This is a genomic window from Flavobacterium sp. MR2016-29, from assembly GCF_015350695.1.
Taxonomy (GTDB): Bacteria; Bacteroidota; Bacteroidia; order Flavobacteriales; family Flavobacteriaceae; genus Flavobacterium.
On the sequence record NZ_JADKPU010000011.1, the window covers coordinates 102223 to 121593 of the forward strand.

The window sequence follows — 19371 nt, forward strand, 5'->3', positions numbered from 1 at the left end:
ATTGTTGAAAGATAAAGTTACGAGAATATTCTGTAAGTATTTGAATTGTAAAAATTAAGAGGTTTGTTTTTGTCATTTCTAGGAATAACGATTTGGCTTGTTCACTTATTCGTTACAATGAAAAGATTAAGAGAGACTAAGAAAATTAAGTACAAATCTGCAGGCTATTATTTCCTAGAAAATAAATTCTCTACAACCCAAGCCGGACCAATCATTAAAAACTGAAGATCTTTTAAGAAAGAAGGTTTTTTGCCTTCAATATTATGTCCGTAAAATTGTCCGATCCAGGCGATTACAAACACACCAATCGAAAAAATCCACAAAGGCACAACTTGTCCGATGTAATAATTTGCAACCAGGCAAAGTGCAGATAAAACAGCAATTTTAATTGCCATAGAAATCGATAATCTGATGTAGAAAATAAGTACAAAAATTAAAACAAAAACAGCCCAGTTTTCAATAATTGGCGCATTCAGTTTTAAAGTATTGGCAATAATACCACTCGGAATACTCATTAATAATCCCACAATAGAAAAGTAAATTGCAGGCACACAAATATAATGTATTGCTTTGTTTGTTGGGTTTTGATGACTTACAGCATATTCTGCAAACCATTGGTCTAATGTTCTCATTTTTTTGGTTTTAAGTTAGTGAAGTAAATCTAATGAAATTTCTTTTAGTTTGATTAAGCAATAAAAAAATGCGCAAAGTCTTTTTAATTCTTTTGCGCATTTTTTTATAAAACATTAAAAAATATTATTAGTATCCGTAACTAATATCAATTTTTTAAATCGGCTTTTGTCGTAATCGATTCGGCTTGCCTTTACGGCTATCGGAAAATGAATTTCGGCACTCGAAACCATATTCAGTTTGTTCTGATTGCTTATTGTAAAATCAAGTTTACCGCTCGCCACTTCGTTTAGACTGGCTACTAAATTGCTGTCTAAAGTAAAATCAGTCTCAATGTCGACAATCAGATTTTTTGCAAATACAGTTCCGGTGATAAGCAGAATATAATTTCGGTTTGCATTTTTGAGAAGCGACGGATTTGGATGCAGAAAATCAGCGCCATACATAAAATCTTCCAGATTGCCTATTGCATATTCTTTGGTAATCGAATTGTCATAACTGATCGTTACCTTTTTTCCTGTTTTAATTTTCGTTGACAATTCAAATGTTCCGAGACCGAGAGTTTTCAGGATTTCCTCTAAAAGTGTGATCCCGATATTAAATCCGTACTCATCTGTTTTATTAGAGTTTACGCTTAATGCCGGATTTTCAATTTCGGTTAAAACAACATTGCTTTTAAACGCGTGTTCGATATGCGCGTAATAAAGCTGTGCGTCGTCAAATGGTTTTTTTAGCCATAACTGCAGTGGTTTATGGTTTCTGATAGGTCCGTCAATTATGTCGTAACCTTGTTCGCTTAAAAAAGTTGTAAGTTTCATTTTGGGGTCTTTTAAAGTTATCTTACTTGTTTGTACTCTAATTTAATGAATTTGAAAATTCAAACTGTTTTGTACAAAAATACGTATAGAATTTGAAGAAATTCTAAATATTATAAAAGCTTTAAGACTTGTAAATCAAAATGTTACTTTTGGTTGTATGCAAAAACGCTATCCCACAATTCATCAATGGTAATAAGCGCCTGATTTAGCGGAATAACTTCCCATTTTCCATTGGTTTCTATTCCGAGGCCAATATTTTTTAGTTTCTGCAAAGCATCTTTTACATCAAAATCAAGATCGGTATTTAGTTTAGTTGAAAACCAAGATTCAATTTGATCGTCGAGCTCAACGGCGGTTAAAGGTTTTTCGCTTTTGTATAAAAAAGTATAGGCTAAAATAGTTTCCTTCAGTACTTCTTCTTCAGAAGAATTTAGCAAAGAATAAAAAGCACCGCTGTTGTTTCCGAGATTCTTAAAATAAAGACTGTCCGAAAGTATTTTAGAATATTTGATTTTCTTGTTTACGAAATTGTTGTACTGACGAAACAAATACAGCGACAAAATTCCGAGTGCAATTAAACCCTGATTCAGCGAAGTTTTACTGTTTAATAAATCAATGGTTTCGCCAGATTGGTATGCGTCGTACATGCTGATCAAAGCCGGAATTACTTTTGTACTCAATAATGAAACTCCACCAAAAATTCCAGGAACCCACAAAAGCAGTTTGTCTGTAGTAGACATTCTCGGAATTGCATTTGGAAAAATCGTTTCGAGATCATTTTTAGGAACACGTTTAAAGATTTTTAAAACTACAGATCCGGGTTCAATGGGCATTTTTCCTAATTTAACTTTCTTTTCTTTTAGAAAATGAGTGTCGTTGTAATGCAGATAAATCATAACGCGATCGTAATATTCTATCTGTACTTTTTTCTTCCAAAAGAAATATTTAGTTACTTTTTCTGTCGATGTATGGTGTCCGCGAACATACATTTCATAATCTTTAAAAGCGTTAAAATCGATCGAAAGATTTAGCCCAATCAAATCTGATTCTTTAAAAGCAATATTTAAAGTTTCCTGATCAATACGAGTATAATTTCCCTGTTCTAAAACCGTCAGCAGCGTTTCTTTAAAAACCGTAAAATCACTTTTGTCAATAAATCCTTTTCGCTCTTTTGTACTCAAATCCGGATCGAACAAAGCATAATGCTGTTTTAGATTTCGGTTCAGGTTAAAAGCTTCATAATGAAAATAATGTTCGATAATATCAAACAATTTTTTAAAATCATCGACTTTTTGCTGGTCTTCGGCGAAAGCGTTAATTTGTTGTTCGAGTAAGAATTCCTTGTTGAAGGGAATATAATGTTCTCGTGTCATATTTGTAGGTTCTGAGGATTTGTGCTATTGAGGCTCAAATATACAAAGGATTTTTCTTTAAAGGTTCAAAGGTTGAGAGGTTCATAGGAACAAAGGTTTTTATAACCTGAAACCTGAAACCTGAAACTTGAAACTTGAAACCTGAAACTTGAAACTTGAAACTTGAAACCTGAAATTTAAACCTAAACTCTTCACAATAAAAACCATAAAGCAGCTTGAGCCATTTCTATTAGCCTACCTTACAAAAAAACAAATGGCGATAGAAGACAAGGTTCGGGAAGTTGAAGCGTTATTTGACCGCCTTGAAATTGAAATTAATGTTTTCAAATCTAATACACATTTGTTTTGCAATGTGGGTTGTGGCAAATGCTGTTCGACACCCAATATCGATGCATCGCCTTTAGAATTTTTGCCTTGGGCGTTTCATTTGTTTTTGAATGGAAAAGCCGAAGAAACTTTAGAAGAATTAACAAAAGTTTCGACTAAAAATTGCTTTTTGTACCGTCCGCTTTCGGTTTTAGAACATCATAAAGGGAATTGCAGTAATTACAAGTATCGTGGCTTAATCTGCCGTTTGTTTGGTTATGGTGCAACCACAGACAAATTCGGGAAACTGCGATTGGCGACCTGCAAAATTATAAAAGAAGAACAGCAGGAAAATTTTACAACAGCCGAAGAAGTGATGAATAACGGAATACACGTGCCAATTTTTACCGATTATTATATGCAATTGGCTCAAATTGATCTTAGAATGGGAAGGACTTTGCTCCCAATAAATCAAGCATTAAAAATAGCGATTGAAGAAGTCCTGCATTATTATGCTTACAGACCATTTCCGGGCGGATTAGAAAATATTGCTTAAATTAATTCAGTTCTGATTTTTTTAATTTAATTACTCTCTCAAAATATTGAATCAGGTTTTTTCTTTCGACTGAAAATTGCGCGGATTCATTTTCTGTGCTTAAATATAAATCGGCGATACACTCTGCATCCATTCTGCTGTTTAGGTAATGCTGTTCGGCAAATTTTATAAGATTGTCGAAGAAAAGTTCGCGCATTCTTCCTTTTTCGAGCGTTTCTTCGTTGCCTTCTTTGATTCTTTCCATTTCAGATTCTGGCAAATCTATCGTGAGGTAAGTGTAGTCTACGGGAACCTGAGAAAGCATTTCTTTCGGGACTTTTCCAGTGCCGTAACAGTAGGCGCAGGGGGCTGGAGTCCATTTTAGGAGTTTGTTTAAGCGTCTTATGTCGTCCCAGTCAACAAATGTTTTTCCGAGACATCTGGGGCATTCTACTTCTGATTTTCTGAATAGAAATTTAAAAAAGCTCATTTTGTAATATTTTAACGATTTGTGGCATGCTAATATAATTATTTATGTAAGAAAAATTAGTTTGGTGCCAATTTTTTTTTGGAAGAAAAGATTTACGCTTGCTAAAGATTTAGCATAAAACATTGCACACAAGTATTTGCAGTGCTTTATGATGCTATTTTATGGAGTGAGACCAGCAAAATAGCCTAAAAATAAAAAAGAGATTTAAATCGTTACCGATTATAAATCTCTTTTTATGCCCCAAAAAATTAATAATACCATTCAAGATTTCTACCTACAGAAAAACCATGATTATATGTTCTTATTAATAGCAAGTATAGTACTTATTTGGGATGTGGCGCCGCGTATTTATACGTGTTTTTGTTATTTGTAAATTATTATAATAGTGGAAGTTTAATTAATTAAAAATAGAAAACTAATAACACCGCAAATAATTCCGCAATAAAACCAAAATTGCAAATTTGCTTTTATTCTTTCGTTACTTTTCTCAATGTTCATTAAATAGATAGTTTGTTTTTCTAACAATTCTCTATCACTAAATTCTTTTACAGATGTAGATGTCAATGATTTTGTTTGATTCAAAAATTCTTTTTCTTTTTCGGTTGTTGAATACATAATTGATATTAATTAAATTTTAAATCTTTTTTCTCATTAGATAATGATAAACATTTTGACCGCCTACAGTTAAAATATTTGCCGTAACAAAATCATATCCATTTGCAGACATAAAATTTAATGCATCTATCATAGAATTAAATATTAAACCTTCTCCATTTTCATCTTTTAAAAGTGTTGTATCCGTATTACTTGAAAATAGCTTTGTTCTTTGTCCAATATCTATTGCAATTGTAAGTTTTGAAGACAACATTTTTGAAGTTCCAACAATCTGTAAATATTGTACATCTAAGTCTTTAATTGGAATTTCATTTATAGTTTGTCCAAAAGATGACAGGCTGAACATTAATACGAGGGCTAATAATATCTTTTTCATTTCTTTTAATTAAATATTTGATAAATTCATCAGTTTCTAAATTTGGAAGTTTATTTTTTAATTATTTCCCAAATTGGAACAGTAGCTGCATTATATAAATTTACTTTACACCTAAAAGTATGTTCAATTTCTTTGATGTAGTCGAGATTTCCTTGAGAATAAATTCCTATATATACACTAAATAATTTGCTTCCCGATTTTTGTCCAAAATTGGAGGCTTTATTAATTGCATCAATTATATGAGTGTCATATTCACCGAAATTAAATCCAAATGTTATCAATGATCCCTCGATTTTACATAGTTCTTCATAGCAGAATGACAAATACTTATTGTGCATAATATGATTAAGCTTCTCTTTTGCACTACCTGCTGTTACAAAGATTGGATACTCTTTGTTTGCCATACGCTCGTGAATTTTTTGAAGTAAATAATTTTGAGTATCATATTCTTCTTTTACAATATCAATACCTGTATCAAATATTGGTAATGCACCATGTAAGTAAAAAACATTTTGTTTTTCTTTATATTTTCCCCATCTTAACTCAGAAAATTGTGGATTTCCCCCTTGTATTGTTTCTTCCTGATTTTCCAGATCTCTACCGAATCCATCGATAGCAATTTTTGAAGCATTTCTCATTAAAACCCAATACGGTAGTAAGTCATAATTTGTAGAAAAAACTTTTCCTTCATTTGCAAGGAAGTCATTCAGGTAATTATAACAGCATTCACTTTTTTCTTGGGGAACTACAAATACATGTTCAGGATGAAGTGCTTTTACTGCTTCAATTAAACTGTTTTTTAGTGTAGTACTGGCTTCTTCAATTTTTTTGACAAGCTGATCATCAGTACTAAAAACTTTAGCTATTTCTGCAAAGTTATCCAATTGTTGCATTATCAATTCAAAGTTCTTAGTATTAATAATAGAAAAGAGTTTGATTAGAAGATCGTTTTTGGAGTCATCAATGAAAGTACTTAATGCATTATAAGAAAATATTTTTGGATCATAAGCCATACTAAATCCATTTCCAAACAGAAGATGTTTGGTGCGTTTTTTTTCTTTTAGAGATTTAACAACTTCATCAAAAGATTGTAATTCATTAATTTTCATATAATAATGTTTTATAAAGAAATCAAATATAAATATTCGCAAAATCCGATATTTACGGAAATCCATAATACACTAAAATATTTATTTCCAAACAAGTATACACTAATTAAACCCCAAACCACCAAGTACAAATACCCGTTTTTACAAAACCTCCAAAAACAAAAAGCCCAACCAAAAAAGTTGAGCTTCTAAAATTATCTAATTATCTAATTGACAAATTACCTAATGATCAAATTATCCAACAAAATCTGATATTTCCTTCCAACCGGAATCGTTTCTCCGTTTGACATCGAAAGCGATTTAAAAGTTGTTGCTGTAATTTCGCGGGTGTTTACAATGTAGGAGCGGTGTACTTGCACAAAATCGGTGCAGTCGATTTCGTCGCTTATGCTGGCGAGCGAGCCGTAAATAATGGCAGGCGATTTTAGTTTTTTGCTGTACAATTTCATGTAATTACCCAGGCTTTCGATATAAATAATATCATGAAGCGGCATATCGGTCATTTGTCCGTTTGTGCGGTACGAAAGCACTTTTGCATTGGTATTATTTTCTTTTTTCAGGCTGTTTCCAGAAAAATAGGTTTTGGCTTTTTCGATTGCTTTGGCAAATTTTTCGGGCGAAATGGGTTTCAGCAAATAATCAATCGCATCGTTTTGGTACGCCGAAAGTGCAAAATCAGAATAAGCCGTGGTAACAATCGTAAGCGGTCGGTTGGGCTGTAATTCCATTAATTCAACACCCGAAATTACGGGCATATTAATGTCTAGAAAAATAATATCATATTGGTTGGCGTTCAGCATTTTTATGGCTTCCATACCATTAAACGCGCTCCCGGAATGTTCCAGTTCGTCAAATTTTGAGATGTGCGAAGCAAGCGCTTTGTGCGCCGGCGACTCATCGTCGATTATAAGACAGCGGTAGGTAAGTGCCATATGCTTAATTTTACAACAAAGCTGTTTTTTTCTTTTTTACAGCTCAAATCATGTTTTAAACCGTAAACCTCTAAACGTCTTTTTAGGTTTTCGATTCCAATTCCCGTACTCGAAAGCCTTGATCCTGAATCCAAATAATTGTTTTTTAAAGTAAAGGTCAAATTTCGGCATTTTACTTTTAAGTCCAATACAATAAATGGTTCGGCAGTTTCGGCAGAAAATTTAACTGCATTTTCTACTAAAGGCAAAAAGAACAAAGGCGGAATTTCGATTTCATCAAAAGCACCTTCAAAGTTTTGGGTAACCTCTAATCGTTCATTTCTAAAACTGTAATATTCAATGTATTTTTTTACGAAAGCAATTTCTTCTTCAACCAAAACATAATCTTTTTTGGTTGCTTCAATCTGGTAGCGCAGCATGTCTGAAAGATTCAGGATTCGGTCTGGCACTTTATCCGGTTCCGCCAAAGCTTCTCCATATAAATTATTCATCGCATTCAATAAAAAATGCGGATTCAGCTGCTGTTTCAAAAAAGAAAGTTCTGACTTGAAATTCATGATATCCTTATCCGTATCGGTAATCTTTTTAGTGATGACAATATGAATAAAATAGAAAAACATTCCGTTGATAATCAGCGATAATATCTGCAAGGTTTTTAAATTTCCTAAACCAACATGCGGGAAGAACCAATTCATGAAAAAGTAAAAAGAAGTCCAATAAAGAGCAAAGAGCACAAAAAATAACTTAAGCTTTTTTTTGAACAGAAAAGGTTTGATTATAAAAAGATTGAAGATTGTAATCCAGATAATACAAGGCAAATAACCAACCGCAATTTTATGAAGCAGATAAGGCCAGTCGTGGCCGTCTAATCGTATTTCGTCGTACACACAAGCCAAAATTATGACAATTATGAATGTATGTACGATGAGGTTTCTCAGTAAAAAGTTCTGATAAATTTTAAGAATCTTCATAACGGCAAAAATACTATAATAGTATAGTTTATAAACATTTATGAAGTATAAATTATACAAACGCCATTCGTATAAATGATACGCCATTTGTATAAAAAGGTTATTATAATAAGGACTTCGCCGTTACATTTGCCTCAAGTTTCCAAAACAATTTTTAATTTTTAAACCAGTTTATGAGAGCAAAAATCATTTGTGTTTTAGTTGTTTGCGCGTCTTTAAAAACAATGGCTCAGGAAAAAGAAGTGCCAATGAAAACCTTGGGCAAAGCAATTGTAGACAAATTCCCTACAACGCGAACGCTGGATGTGCAGTACGAACAACTGGGACCAACAAATTACGATTCTGATCTCTTTGGAAATAATTTTGAAAAAGGCCGAATTGAAAGCCACAACCGCTTTAAAGCCGCTTTTAATTTGCCGTTTTATGCCTCAAAATCAAAACGATTTGTGTTAACAGCTTCACTTCGTTATAAATACGAGAGTTATAGTTTTGGATCTATTTACAATTACAATACAACGCAGACATATACCAGAAACACAGAAGATATTCATTATTGGGCGGGAGCTGTAAGCGCAACGTATGTGTCGTCACTTTTTAAAAAACCGGTTATTTACAACGCCACAGCAACTGTTGACGGAAACGAAGATAATTTGCAGCGCTTAAAAGGATTTGTATCTGCCGTTATAGTGCTGAAACGAACGCCCAGCACAACCATTACGATTGGTGCTTTAGCTATGCTCGATCCTTCGTCGATTATTCCGGTCACGCCGCTTTTTACTTTGAATCATAAATTTAAGGATTCAAAATGGGACATGGATTTTATTATGCCACAGCGCCTTTTGTTTAGGAGAGAATTATTAGAAAACGGAAGAATTTCCTTGGGAACCGAATTGAATTCTGAAAGTTTTTACTTAAATTTAAATACCTCAAACTTAAATGGCGTTTATGAGCTAAATCAACTGGAATTAAAATCCGGTATTACCTACGAATATTGCTTTACGCCAAAAATAATTGCATTTGTAAAAGGTGGTGTCAATAATGTGTTAAGTACACGCATTACCGAAAAAGGAGAGCGTACCAGCCGCTACGTTTACGATCATAAAGAAGATGCACAAGGTTATTTTAGAGTAGGAATATCATATAATCTTTTTCAGCGAAAATAATTCAGGAACTTAAAAAAATAAATAACTATGGTTGTTGAGGTTTTTAAAACAAACGTTCAGAAAGAATCAGATAAAAATTATGTAATAGCTGTTATTCAAATGCAGTTTCCCGATTATAAAATTAATTTTGATCTGGAAGACTGCGATAAAATACTGCGTGTAGAAGGTGTTGAACCTCAATATGATGATATTATTGATTATGTACATTGTCTGGGATATACCTGTACTCGGCTGGAATAAATGATTTTAGATTTTAGAGTATAGAATATGAAGAAGAGGTAGAATCAAGAAATTATTTTTTTATTTCTATCTCTTTAAAATAGGTATAAATACGCAGCTTTATATTTTAATTTATATCTAGTTTTGTATGATAATTTCTTCAAAAATTAAAATTAATAAAATGACAAGTTTCATCCTTTCGGTTTTCGTTTTTCTTTTAGAACAGTTGAGCTAGAAAACTGCTGTACTATTTTGTTAGAACTTTTTCAATACGGAAAGAGCAGTTCTCTTTTTGGGCATTATTTTCTACATTTGTGCTCTTATGAAAAAAGCTTTCCAACTCTTCGACTTTACTCAAAAAGTTAATTATAAAAATGAAATTCTCGCCGGTTTAACGGTCGCTATGACGATGATTCCTGAATCGTTGTCGTTTGCTATTTTGGCTGGATTTCCGCCTTTGGTAGGTTTATATGCTGCTTTTATTGCAGGTTTGGTTACAGCAATTTTTGGAGGAAGACCCGGAATGATTTCTGGCGGAGCGGGAGCAACGGTTATTGTTTTAATCGCACTGATGAAGTCGCACGGAATCGAATATGTTTTTGCTGCCGTCGCACTCGGAGGTGTTGTGCAAATCTGTATCGGACTTTTTAAACTCGGAAAATTTATTCGGCTAGTGCCACAGCCCGTTATGTTTGGTTTTGTAAATGGTCTTGCCGTTGTCATTTTTATGTCGCAGTTAGAGCAGTTTAAAACTATTGTAAACGGTCAAGTTTCTTGGCTTCAGGGAACTCCTTTACATATTATGCTGGGTTTGGTTGCGCTGACAGTGGCGATTGTTTTAATTTTTCCGAAGATTACAAAAACGGTTCCGGCTTCTTTAGTGGCTATAATGGTAGTTTTTGCGCTTGTTATTATCTTTAATATCGAAACCAAAACGGTCGAAGATATTGCTTCCGTTCAAGGCGGATTTCCTCCGTTTCATATTCCGAATATTCCAATTTCTTTTGATACTTTTAAAATTATATTTCCGTATTCGGTAATTGTCGCAGCTGTAGGTTTGACAGAAGGTTTGCTGACGCTGAATTTAGTTGACGAAATAACCGGAACCAGAGGAAATACCAACAGAGAATGTATCGCGCAGGGAAGCTCGAATATTTTAAATGGTTTTTTCTACGGAATGGGTGGCTGTCCTATGATTGCACAAACTTTAGTAAATCTTGGAGCTGGTTCGCGCGCACGTCTTTCGGGAATAATTGCATCTTTGACTATTTTATTAATTATACTTTTTGGCGCGCCTGTAATTGGAAAACTGCCAATGGCAGCTTTAGTTGGTGTGATGATGATGGTTGCCATTACTACTTTTGAATGGGCAAGTTTCAGGATCATCAATAAAATGCCAAAACACGATATTTTTGTTGGAATTTTAGTCGCACTGATTACGATTGTTCTGCATAATCTGGCTTTAGCGGTTTTGATTGGGGTAATAATCTCGGCTCTGGTTTTTGCCTGGGAAAGTGCTAAAAGAATCCGAGCCAGAAACTTTATTGATGAAGCAGGAGTGAAGCATTATGAGATTTACGGACCTTTATTTTTTGGTTCAGTTGCTAATTTTATGGAAAAGTTTGACGTTCAAAACGATCCTAATCATATTATAATAGATTTTAAAGAAAGTAAAGTTTCTGATATGTCTGCGATTGAAGCTTTGAATAATCTGACCAACAAATACAAGAAGGAAAATAAAATAGTAGCATTACAGCATTTAAGCGAAGACTGCAGACAGTTACTTAAAAATGCTGAAGCCGTTATTAATGTCAATGTGATCGAAGATCCTACTTATAAAGTGGTTTCTTAAATAATGAGTTAATTATCAAATTGACACATTCTCTAATTAGTTTGATTTTCGTAACTTTGCTAAATGAAACTCACAGAAACCCTCGAAGATTTTTACACGATAAAAGTAAACGGAATGCCCGAGAATCTTAGAAAAGAAATCGGACATTTTAATGTTTTTAAATTGGATGATTTTGTTGGAAGTATCTGCAAGCCATTTCCTTATACTCGAAAGGACTTTTATAAAATAAGTTTGATCATTGGTAAAAATAAAGTGCACTATGCAGATAAAGTCGTTGCTTTTGAGGATCAGGCATTGTTTTTTGCAAATCCACAAATTCCGTATAATTGGGAACAGTTAGATGAGAATCAAACTGGATTTTTCTGCATTTTTACCGATGCTTTTTTTAGTCAGTTTGGAAATTTAAAAGAATATCCTTTGTTTCAGCCCGGCGGAAATCCGATTGTTCCGATTTCAGCGGAACTAGCCGAATCTTTAAAAACAGTTTATTTAAAAATGTTTGATGAAATCAATTCAGATTACGCTTTTAAATATGATGTACTTCGAAATCTTGTTTTCGAAATTATTCATCTCGCCCTCAAAACACAAACTGTAACTACTTCATTATACAGTAAATCGAATGCTACAATTCGAATTTCGTCTTTATTTTTAGAATTATTAGAACGTCAGTTTCCAATTGAGTCGATTTCGCAGCAAATTAATTTTCGCTCGCCTTCAGAATTTGCAAACCAGTTAAATGTACATGTAAATCATTTGAATAAAGCATTAAAAGAAACCACAGGAAAAACCACTTCGCAGATTATTTCGGAAAGAATTGTTCAGGAAGCGATGATTCTTCTAAAACAGACCAATTGGAATATTAATGAAATTGCATGGTGTTTAGGCTTTGAAGAATTGTCCCATTTTATCAATTTCTTTAAGAAAAACGCTCACGTTTCGCCTAAAAACTACCGTGTGGCCGAAATTGTTTGATTTTTGCAGCTTCTTGCTTGATTGCTTTAATTTTTAAGAAGCACTTCGCCTCTACCTTTGTCCTGTAATTAAACATAAAAATTTAAAATCATGGGAAATAACAAAGTTTGGTTTATCACAGGTGCTTCAAAAGGACTTGGTTTAGAATTAGCAAAAAAATTATTGGCAGAAGGTTATAAAGTCGCAGCTACATCTAGAAGTGAAGAAGCTTTAATAAAAGTATTAGGAAGTGCATCTGAAAATTTTCTTCCTTTAGAAATGGATTTGGTTGATGAAAAAAGCGTCAAAAATGCAATCGAAATAACGGTAAGCCATTTTAAGACAATCGATGTTTTAGTGAACAATGCAGGTTACGGTTTATTAGGTGCGTTAGAAGAGTTAACGGATGCCGAAGCCAGAAAAAACTACGAAGTAAATGTTTTCGGATTATTGAATGTGATCAGAAATACAATGCCGTACATGCGCGCCAACAAATCAGGATATATTTTTAATATTTCTTCTGTTGGAGGTTATTATGGAGAATTTCCAGGCTGGGGAATTTACTGTTCGACAAAATTTGCAGTTGCGGGTTTAACAGAATCGTTAGCCGCAGAAGTAAAAGAATTTGGAGTTCATGCTACGATCGTTTACCCAGGTTATTTCAGAACCGATTTCTTAAAAGACAGTTCGTTACTATTGCCTCAAAATCCGATTGCAGCGTATAAAGAAGTAAGACAATCTGAAAGTGCGCATAAAGAAGATATTAATGAAAATCAGCCAGGTGATCCTGAAAAATTAGCGAATGCTTTAATCAAAATGAGCCACGAAGAAAATCCACCACTGCATTTATTCTTAGGTGAAGATGCTTATAATATGGCAAATCAGAAAATTGCAAGTGTTCAAAAGCAATTAGAAGAATGGAAATCGGTTTCTGTTTCGACTGGGTTTTAATAAGTCAATTAGAAAATTTGATAATTGTTGCTTTAAAATTTGAATAGACTCCAGCTTTAGCTAGAGAAATCAATTAGATTAAAAGAAAAAGGCTTTAGCCAAACTTTATAGTTCGGCTAAAGCCTTTTTTGTATATTCAATGAGCTAACTCCAGCTAAAGCTGTGGGGTCTATTCAATTCGATAATTTTTAATTTTAAAAATTATCGAATTGACGAAGCATCGCTTTTACATCGCTCAATTTTCCATCAACTTCCTCAATCTGCAATCCTAAAATATGAGCAATTAGAGGATAAACCGATACGTTTTGAAAAGTTTTAATTTTTTTATCTACTTTAAAAGCTGGACCTTTTGCGTAAAAAATAGCGTGCATATCTTTTTCTTTGTTGTCATAGCCGTGCGTACCGCCTTTTATATTTTGATCGATTTTGGAAACTAAACTATATCCTTTTTTAGCTTCTATAACAAAATCATGTACACGCGGATTAGTACCGTAATGCAGTCTTTTCGGAACTTCATTAGATTTCCAAAATTTAATGTGTGGCACTTTCTTTAACGCAATTGCAATAGAATCTTGATAACCAGCTTTTGCCTGAAGACTCATAATCGGATTGATTACTGCTTTATATCCAAGCCATTCTGGTTTTAAGTAATCTAAAACTGCTACTTTTTTATCATTGCTGATATCGGCCATTCCGTGATCTGAAACAATAATTAAATTGATTTGTTTTCCGATGGCTAATTGATCTAATTTTCGAGATAATTCTCCCATAATCGAATCCATTTTAATGACCATTTTTTTGTTTTCCGGAGAAAGCGGGCCAAAACTATGCCCGGTATGATCAGGTTCATCAAAATACAAAGTGATTAAATGCGGACGTTCTTTTTCAGGAAGCTGCAGCCATTTCATAACGGTATCGATTCTTGTTTCGAACGGAATTTTATCATCATACTTTTTATAATAAAAAGGCCTTTTTTGATCTGTATCTGATCCCGGCCAGAAGAAAGAAGCTGTTTTTACACCTTGTTGCTCCGCAACATTCCATATCGGATTGCCACCAAAAAAACGAGAATCATTTTTCGCATTTGTTGATAATGAAAACGATTCATTTAAGGCCGGATCGAAAAAAACATTATTTATAATTCCGTGGTGATCAGGGTAAAGTCCCGTTACAATAGAATAATGATTTGGAAAAGTTTTACTCGGATAAGAAGGGCGCATTGATTTGGCATGAACACCTTCTTTTGCTATTTTATGCAGATTTTGAAGTTTAAAATGTTTCGCATAATCCCAGCAAAAGCCATCCATAGAAACCAAAACGACATAAGAGTTCTTGTCAGACTGAGCATGTAAAAGAGTTGTAAGAAGGAAGAATGTAAAAGATAAAAGGTGAGCAGTATATTTTCTCATTTTGCAATTTTAATAGAATTGCAAAGGTACTGATAAAGGCTTTTTTAATGAAAAAGAGAATGTTAAACTAAAGAGAAGTTTACACGAATATTAGGGTGTAAGAAAAAATATCATCACGAATTCAGGAATTTATTTTTATTTATAATGAAATACAATTCGTGAATTTGTGGCGAAAACAAATAAAAAAAACGCCAAATAGAATTCTCTATTTGGCGTTTTAAATTTTAAGAAGTTAGAACGATTACATCATTCCTGGCATACCGCCACCCATTGGCATTCCGCCAGCGCTTTCTTCTTTAATATCAATTAGTGCACACTCAGTAGTTAAGATCATTCCAGCAACTGAAGCTGCGTTTTCTAGAGCAACACGGGTTACTTTTTTAGGATCAATAATACCTGCTTTAAGCATGTCTACATATTCGTCAGTTTTTGCATTGTATCCAAAATCACCAGAGCCTTCACCAACTTTTGCTACAACTACAGAACCTTCAAGACCTGCATTTTCAACAATTGTTCTTAACGGAGACTCAACAGCGCGAGATACAATCTGAATTCCAGTTGCTTCGTCAGCGTTATCAGCTTTAAGATCTGCTAAAGCAGCTTTAGCTCTTAATAAAGCTACACCGCCACCAGCAACAATTCCTTCTTCAACAGCTGCACGAGTTGCGTGTAAAGCATCGTCAACTCTGTCTTTTTTCTCTTTCATTTCAACTTCAGAAGCTGCACCAACATAAAGAACGGCAACTCCGCCAGCTAATTTAGCCAAACGCTCTTGCAATTTTTCTTTATCATAATCAGATGTAGTAGTTTCCATCTGACCTTTAATTTGGTTTACTCTGTTTTTGATGATATCAGCTTCACCAGCTCCACTTACAATTGTAGTGTTGTCTTTATCGATAGAAACTCTTTTTGCAGTTCCTAACATTTCGATAGTTGTATTTTCAAGAGTATATCCTCTTTCTTCAGAAATTACAGTTCCACCAGTTAAGATTGCGATATCTTCTAACATTGCTTTTCTTCTGTCTCCAAAACCTGGTGCTTTTACAGCAGCGATTTTAAGAGCTCCACGAAGTTTGTTTACTACTAATGTAGATAAAGCTTCTCCGTCAACATCTTCAGCAATAATTAATAATGGTTTTCCTGATTGAGCAACTGGCTCTAAAACAGGTAGTAATTCTTTTAAAGAAGATACTTTTTTATCGTATAATAAGATGTATGGAGAGTCTAATTCAACTTCCATTTTCTCTGGGTTTGTTACGAAGTAAGGAGAAAGATATCCTCTGTCAAACTGCATACCTTCAACAACATCCACGAAAGTGTCAGTTCCTTTAGCTTCTTCAACAGTAATAACACCTTCTTTTCCAACTTTAGCAAAAGCAGTAGCGATTAATTCACCAATTACTTCGTCATTATTTGCAGAGATAGAAGCAATTTGTTTGATTTTATCAGAATCACTTCCAACTACTTTAGCTTGTTTTGCAAGATCAGCAACGATAGCTTCAACCGCTTTATCGATACCACGTTTCAAATCCATTGGATTTGCTCCTGCAGCAACGTTTTTTAAACCTTCTTTTACGATTGCCTGAGCTAAAACTGTAGCAGTTGTAGTTCCGTCTCCTGCTAAGTCATTAGTTTTAGAAGCAACTTCTTTAACCATTTGCGCGCCCATGTTTTCTAATGGGTCTTTTAATTCGATTTCTTTTGCAACAGAAACACCATCTTTAGTAACCGTTGGTCCACCAAATGATTTTCCGATAATTACGTTACGACCTTTTGGTCCAAGAGTTACTTTTACAGCATTTGCTAATGCATCAACACCACGTTTTAATCCGTCACGTGCTTCAATATCAAATTTTATATCTTTTGCCATTTTTTTAATTTTTGTTTAAAGTTTAATTTGTTTCAAGTTATTTTAGTCTTAGTTCTTAGTACTAAAATCTTAATACATATTTTTAGATTATCGCTAAAATATCATCTTCACGCATGATCAAATAATCAGTTCCTTCCAGTTTTAATTCTGTACCGGCATATTTACCATAAAGAACAGTATCGCCAACTTTTACGGTCATAGTATGATCTTTAGATCCGTTTCCTACTGCTACTACAGTTCCTTTTTGTGGTTTTTCTTTGGCAGTATCTGGAATAAAAATCCCTGAGGCAGTTTTGGTTTCAGCTGCAACAGGCTCAATAAGTACGCGATCTGAAAGCGGTTTAATGTTTAAAGCCATGATTTTATAATGTTATAAGTTATACGTTTTTTATGTTCTATTGGATTTCAGAAATTGTGCCATGCTTGTAAAACTGACATTATTTCTTAAAAAAAATGCCAGCTTTGACAGGCTGGCATTTTATATTTATATCAAAATTATTATTTTGCTGCAGGAGTTGCCGGAGCAGGAGTTTGTTGAACTGGAGCAACTGGTGCGTTGTTCGCAGGAGCTTCAGTTTTTTCAATAATTTTAGAATCAGTATCGCTTAATGATCCTGAAAAGCTTAAGCTTGAAAGCAAAATTAAAGCAATCAAAATAGTAGCTAATGTCCAAGTACTTTTATCTAAAAAGTCAGTTGTTTTTTGCACTCCGCCTAACATTTGAGTTCCGCTGATAGTAGACGATAATCCGCCTCCTTTAGGGTTTTGAACCATGATTACTACGATCAATAGAAAACAAACTATTGTGATTAAAACTAAAAAAATTGAAAATGTGCTCATTGCTTAATTGTTATTGTTATTTTGTTGTAAAATCTTTATATCCGAAATACGGTCTGCAAAGAAACTAATTTTTTCTGGATATTTCAAAATTAATATTTCATATGCTTGTATCGCTTTTGTATATTTTTTTTGTTCCAGATATACTCTGGCCAAAGTCTCTGTCATTAAGTAAGAATTATCTTCTTTATTGATATCGAATTGTACTGCAGGCGTTATTGCAGTTTGTTTTATTGGAGAGATTTTTGGGTTTGTTTCAATAAATTTATCGATTATCTCGGCTTTCTTCTTTTTCTCTTCATCCACTATTTTAGTTTCAACTTTTGCCTCAACTTTTGTTTCGGTTACTTTTTGAACTATTTTTTCTGATTCTATTTCTTTTGGAGCTTCTTTACTGCGGTCAATAGGTTCAGTTCTTGATAATTGAAGCCATTCCTGAAAAGAATGTTTTTCATTAGCAGAAAAATCTAGAGGCTTTCCTATTTCTAAATTTTCTTCTGCTTTTTTTATTGTTTCTTGAACTTCAGTTGGTTTTGGTTCTTCAATATCTTTTGCCTCTTCAATTGGATTTGTTTCTTCAGCTGTTTTTGCTTCTTCAAAAACCACTGTTGAAGCTTCTTTTATAGAGGTAAAAATCGATTCTTTAATTGGATCAACTCTTATGTACGGACTGTCTTCATCAACAATTTCTTCAAAGAAAGTTGGAGTTGGTTCTTTAATAATAGGAGCTTCAATAACTGGAGCTGTCTCACCAATTGGAGTTTCTTCTTCAATTGGCTTTTCCTCTATAATCGAACTCTCTACTATAATAGGAGTAGCTTCCTTAATGGAAGTCAGGATTGACTGCTCAATCGCTGGATCAATTGGTTTTTCTTCAATTTTTGTGGGTGCCTCAAAAGTTACTGTTGTGGCTTCCTTAATAGAATCTAAAATGGATTGCTCAATCGGATCAATTCGAACTTCAGTCACTTTTTTGATTTCTTCAGGCGATATAATTTGGCTGTCAAAAACTTTTATTTCTAAAAGATCCCTCAGTTTGCGATCATAATATTCGCCTTGAATAGTGGTAAAAGTTTCAGAAGTAATAAAATCAAATAAAATTGAACGATCTGTTGTATATGCCGCCGCAACTTTTAAAGCATAATTATACTTAAAGCTATTTTGATTGTAAAGTCCTTTTAATCGCAATGCGCGTGCACTTTGAAAATATGGAAATTCATTCAGAACACTTCCTAACGCTTCTGCCTGCTTTTCTGTAATTGCATCAGGTTTATTTATTAGGTATGTATAATCGGTTACATTCATTATTTATTGTTTAATCGCGGTTTTGTTATTCGTATAATCGGAAATTTGTTTAAGTGTTACCTATTGATTAAACGATTGAAAATTTAACCCAAATTACCATTTTGCCAATGATTCATTAAAAATATCCTGTGTAATTCTTTCAAAGATAGTTTGAATAGCGGTATTCAAAACGGCTCCCGTTGGAAGATCAGTTCCTTCAAAATCATTGTAAAATTCAAATGTTTTGTCGAAATCGTCTGCTTCTTTCTTTTTATTAGTAAATGTCACATGTACTCGAATTGTCAAACGGTTTTGTGCAGCCTGTTGATTAGCAGTTGCTGTCATCGGACTAATTCTATAATCTACGATTTCTCCTTCGTAAACCAAATCACCAGCTTCGCTCACTAAGTTTAGATTGGTTTGATTCTGGATTAAATCCTGCAGAGCTAATGTGAATTGCCTGTCTATTCCTGGTTCAATCAAATCAGCATTATTCTGAAAAAAGTTAACCTGAAAAGTTTTTCCAGTAATTTGCCCTGTTCCTGTAAAATTGTAAACGGAACAACCACTGAAAGTTGTAGCGATTAACAGAATTAAAATATATTTTAAGTGTTTCATTTTTATTTTAAGAATTGCTTCGCCAGTTCGCTGGCTCTTGGTCAAAGATATTCATTTTCGTT

21 protein-coding genes are annotated in these 19371 nt (G+C 33.6%); 6 read left to right on the forward strand and 15 right to left on the reverse strand.

Features of this window, described 5'->3' with window-relative positions; translation table 11 throughout:
• Nucleotides 1-167: 167 nt before the first annotated feature.
• From IR010_RS19020 to IR010_RS19030, 3 genes are all read right to left on the reverse strand, one after another.
• Entirely contained in the window at nt 168-632 is a 465-nt protein-coding gene (locus tag IR010_RS19020) for a DUF962 domain-containing protein (protein ID WP_029273311.1), read from the reverse strand.
• A 114-nt stretch (nt 633-746) separates the two neighbouring features.
• Entirely contained in the window at nt 747-1448 is a 702-nt protein-coding gene (locus tag IR010_RS19025; protein ID WP_194605958.1) for a hypothetical protein, read from the reverse strand.
• A 143-nt stretch (nt 1449-1591) separates the two neighbouring features.
• Nucleotides 1592-2821, reverse strand: a complete 1230-nt coding sequence (locus tag IR010_RS19030; RefSeq protein WP_194570474.1) for a TMEM143 family protein — start codon at nt 2819-2821, stop codon at nt 1592-1594.
• A gap of 253 nt (nt 2822-3074) precedes the next feature.
• Here IR010_RS19030 and IR010_RS19035 point away from each other — a divergent pair, with 253 nt between their 5' ends.
• Nucleotides 3075-3683 carry a YkgJ family cysteine cluster protein gene (locus tag IR010_RS19035; RefSeq protein WP_194605960.1) on the forward strand — a complete coding sequence of 203 codons (609 nt, stop codon included), beginning with the start codon at nt 3075-3077 and terminating at the stop codon, nt 3681-3683.
• A gap of 1 nt (nt 3684) precedes the next feature.
• Here the strand turns inward: IR010_RS19035 and IR010_RS19040 are convergent, their stop codons facing one another.
• The 6 genes from IR010_RS19040 to IR010_RS19065 all read right to left on the reverse strand — a co-directional run bounded on the left by IR010_RS19040 (nt 3685) and on the right by IR010_RS19065 (nt 8242).
• Complete coding sequence (locus IR010_RS19040) at nt 3685-4152, reverse strand: hypothetical protein (protein WP_029273315.1); 468 nt, start codon at nt 4150-4152, stop codon at nt 3685-3687.
• A gap of 393 nt (nt 4153-4545) precedes the next feature.
• Nucleotides 4546-4767, reverse strand: a complete 222-nt coding sequence (locus tag IR010_RS19045) for a hypothetical protein (RefSeq protein WP_194605962.1) — start codon at nt 4765-4767, stop codon at nt 4546-4548.
• Between the two features lie 19 nt (nt 4768-4786).
• Entirely contained in the window at nt 4787-5143 is a 357-nt protein-coding gene (locus IR010_RS19050; RefSeq protein ID WP_194605964.1) for a hypothetical protein, read from the reverse strand.
• A gap of 50 nt (nt 5144-5193) precedes the next feature.
• Entirely contained in the window at nt 5194-6252 is a 1059-nt protein-coding gene (locus IR010_RS19055; protein ID WP_194605966.1) for a DUF4917 family protein, read from the reverse strand.
• A 218-nt stretch (nt 6253-6470) separates the two neighbouring features.
• Nucleotides 6471-7184: a LytR/AlgR family response regulator transcription factor gene (locus IR010_RS19060; protein WP_194605968.1), complete on the reverse strand. Its 714-nt coding sequence runs from the start codon at nt 7182-7184 to the stop codon at nt 6471-6473.
• Nucleotides 7157-8242, reverse strand: a complete 1086-nt coding sequence (locus tag IR010_RS19065; RefSeq protein WP_228515201.1) for a sensor histidine kinase — start codon at nt 8240-8242, stop codon at nt 7157-7159. The genes IR010_RS19060 and IR010_RS19065 overlap by 28 nt, the downstream gene beginning before the upstream one ends.
• An 86-nt stretch (nt 8243-8328) precedes the next feature.
• Here IR010_RS19065 and IR010_RS19070 point away from each other — a divergent pair, with 86 nt between their 5' ends.
• From IR010_RS19070 to IR010_RS19090, 5 genes are all read left to right on the forward strand, one after another.
• Nucleotides 8329-9318 (forward strand): DUF6268 family outer membrane beta-barrel protein, encoded by a 990-nt coding sequence (locus IR010_RS19070; protein ID WP_194605970.1) that lies wholly within the window; start codon nt 8329-8331, stop codon nt 9316-9318.
• Between the two features lie 27 nt (nt 9319-9345).
• Nucleotides 9346-9558: a hypothetical protein gene (locus tag IR010_RS19075; RefSeq protein ID WP_029273322.1), complete on the forward strand. Its 213-nt coding sequence runs from the start codon at nt 9346-9348 to the stop codon at nt 9556-9558.
• A gap of 301 nt (nt 9559-9859) precedes the next feature.
• Nucleotides 9860-11389: a SulP family inorganic anion transporter gene (locus IR010_RS19080; protein ID WP_194605972.1), complete on the forward strand. Its 1530-nt coding sequence runs from the start codon at nt 9860-9862 to the stop codon at nt 11387-11389.
• Between the two features lie 63 nt (nt 11390-11452).
• On the forward strand, nt 11453-12361 hold the full coding sequence (locus tag IR010_RS19085; RefSeq protein ID WP_194605974.1) for a helix-turn-helix domain-containing protein: 909 nt from the start codon (nt 11453-11455) through the stop codon (nt 12359-12361).
• Nucleotides 12362-12451: 90 nt separating this feature from the next.
• Entirely contained in the window at nt 12452-13291 is an 840-nt protein-coding gene (locus IR010_RS19090) for an oxidoreductase (protein WP_194605976.1), read from the forward strand.
• Between the two features lie 194 nt (nt 13292-13485).
• Here IR010_RS19090 and IR010_RS19095 read toward each other — a convergent pair whose 3' ends face one another.
• From IR010_RS19095 to IR010_RS19120, 6 genes are all read right to left on the reverse strand, one after another.
• Nucleotides 13486-14700: an ectonucleotide pyrophosphatase/phosphodiesterase gene (locus tag IR010_RS19095; RefSeq protein ID WP_194605978.1), complete on the reverse strand. Its 1215-nt coding sequence runs from the start codon at nt 14698-14700 to the stop codon at nt 13486-13488.
• 241 nt (nt 14701-14941) lie between these two features.
• A complete protein-coding gene (groL, locus tag IR010_RS19100) occupies nt 14942-16570 on the reverse strand; it encodes a chaperonin GroEL (RefSeq protein WP_029273328.1) in 1629 nt (542 codons plus the stop codon).
• An 82-nt stretch (nt 16571-16652) separates the two neighbouring features.
• Entirely contained in the window at nt 16653-16928 is a 276-nt protein-coding gene (groES, locus tag IR010_RS19105) for a co-chaperone GroES (protein WP_012023920.1), read from the reverse strand.
• A 140-nt stretch (nt 16929-17068) separates the two neighbouring features.
• Nucleotides 17069-17410, reverse strand: coding sequence for a preprotein translocase subunit SecG (secG, locus tag IR010_RS19110; protein ID WP_029273329.1), 342 nt, complete (start codon nt 17408-17410; stop codon nt 17069-17071).
• Between the two features lie 3 nt (nt 17411-17413).
• Nucleotides 17414-18712: a tetratricopeptide repeat protein gene (locus IR010_RS19115; protein ID WP_194605981.1), complete on the reverse strand. Its 1299-nt coding sequence runs from the start codon at nt 18710-18712 to the stop codon at nt 17414-17416.
• Nucleotides 18713-18805: 93 nt separating this feature from the next.
• The gene (locus IR010_RS19120; RefSeq protein WP_029273331.1) at nt 18806-19309 is read right to left on the reverse strand and encodes an LptE family protein; all 504 of its coding nucleotides are present in this window, start codon (nt 19307-19309) and stop codon (nt 18806-18808) included.
• Nucleotides 19310-19371 lie beyond the last annotated feature (62 nt).

Coding starts and splice junctions, on each gene's coding strand:
- IR010_RS19055 (WP_194605966.1), bottom strand. CDS start 6,252: ATGAAAATTAATGAATTACAATCTTTTGATGAAGTTGTTAAATCTCTA.
- IR010_RS19020 (WP_029273311.1), bottom strand. CDS start 632: ATGAGAACATTAGACCAATGGTTTGCAGAATATGCTGTAAGTCATCAA.
- IR010_RS19050 (WP_194605964.1), bottom strand. CDS start 5,143: ATGAAAAAGATATTATTAGCCCTCGTATTAATGTTCAGCCTGTCATCT.
- IR010_RS19085 (WP_194605974.1), top strand. CDS start 11,453: ATGAAACTCACAGAAACCCTCGAAGATTTTTACACGATAAAAGTAAAC.
- IR010_RS19115 (WP_194605981.1), bottom strand. CDS start 18,712: ATGAATGTAACCGATTATACATACCTAATAAATAAACCTGATGCAATT.
- groES (WP_012023920.1), bottom strand. CDS start 16,928: ATGGCTTTAAACATTAAACCGCTTTCAGATCGCGTACTTATTGAGCCT.
- IR010_RS19070 (WP_194605970.1), top strand. CDS start 8,329: ATGAGAGCAAAAATCATTTGTGTTTTAGTTGTTTGCGCGTCTTTAAAA.
- IR010_RS19095 (WP_194605978.1), bottom strand. CDS start 14,700: ATGAGAAAATATACTGCTCACCTTTTATCTTTTACATTCTTCCTTCTT.
- IR010_RS19025 (WP_194605958.1), bottom strand. CDS start 1,448: ATGAAACTTACAACTTTTTTAAGCGAACAAGGTTACGACATAATTGAC.
- IR010_RS19060 (WP_194605968.1), bottom strand. CDS start 7,184: ATGGCACTTACCTACCGCTGTCTTATAATCGACGATGAGTCGCCGGCG.
- IR010_RS19045 (WP_194605962.1), bottom strand. CDS start 4,767: ATGTATTCAACAACCGAAAAAGAAAAAGAATTTTTGAATCAAACAAAA.
- IR010_RS19090 (WP_194605976.1), top strand. CDS start 12,452: ATGGGAAATAACAAAGTTTGGTTTATCACAGGTGCTTCAAAAGGACTT.
- IR010_RS19040 (WP_029273315.1), bottom strand. CDS start 4,152: ATGAGCTTTTTTAAATTTCTATTCAGAAAATCAGAAGTAGAATGCCCC.
- secG (WP_029273329.1), bottom strand. CDS start 17,410: ATGAGCACATTTTCAATTTTTTTAGTTTTAATCACAATAGTTTGTTTT.
- IR010_RS19075 (WP_029273322.1), top strand. CDS start 9,346: ATGGTTGTTGAGGTTTTTAAAACAAACGTTCAGAAAGAATCAGATAAA.
- IR010_RS19065 (WP_228515201.1), bottom strand. CDS start 8,242: ATGGCGTATCATTTATACGAATGGCGTTTGTATAATTTATACTTCATA.
- IR010_RS19030 (WP_194570474.1), bottom strand. CDS start 2,821: ATGACACGAGAACATTATATTCCCTTCAACAAGGAATTCTTACTCGAA.
- IR010_RS19120 (WP_029273331.1), bottom strand. CDS start 19,309: ATGAAACACTTAAAATATATTTTAATTCTGTTAATCGCTACAACTTTC.
- IR010_RS19080 (WP_194605972.1), top strand. CDS start 9,860: ATGAAAAAAGCTTTCCAACTCTTCGACTTTACTCAAAAAGTTAATTAT.
- IR010_RS19035 (WP_194605960.1), top strand. CDS start 3,075: ATGGCGATAGAAGACAAGGTTCGGGAAGTTGAAGCGTTATTTGACCGC.
- groL (WP_029273328.1), bottom strand. CDS start 16,570: ATGGCAAAAGATATAAAATTTGATATTGAAGCACGTGACGGATTAAAA.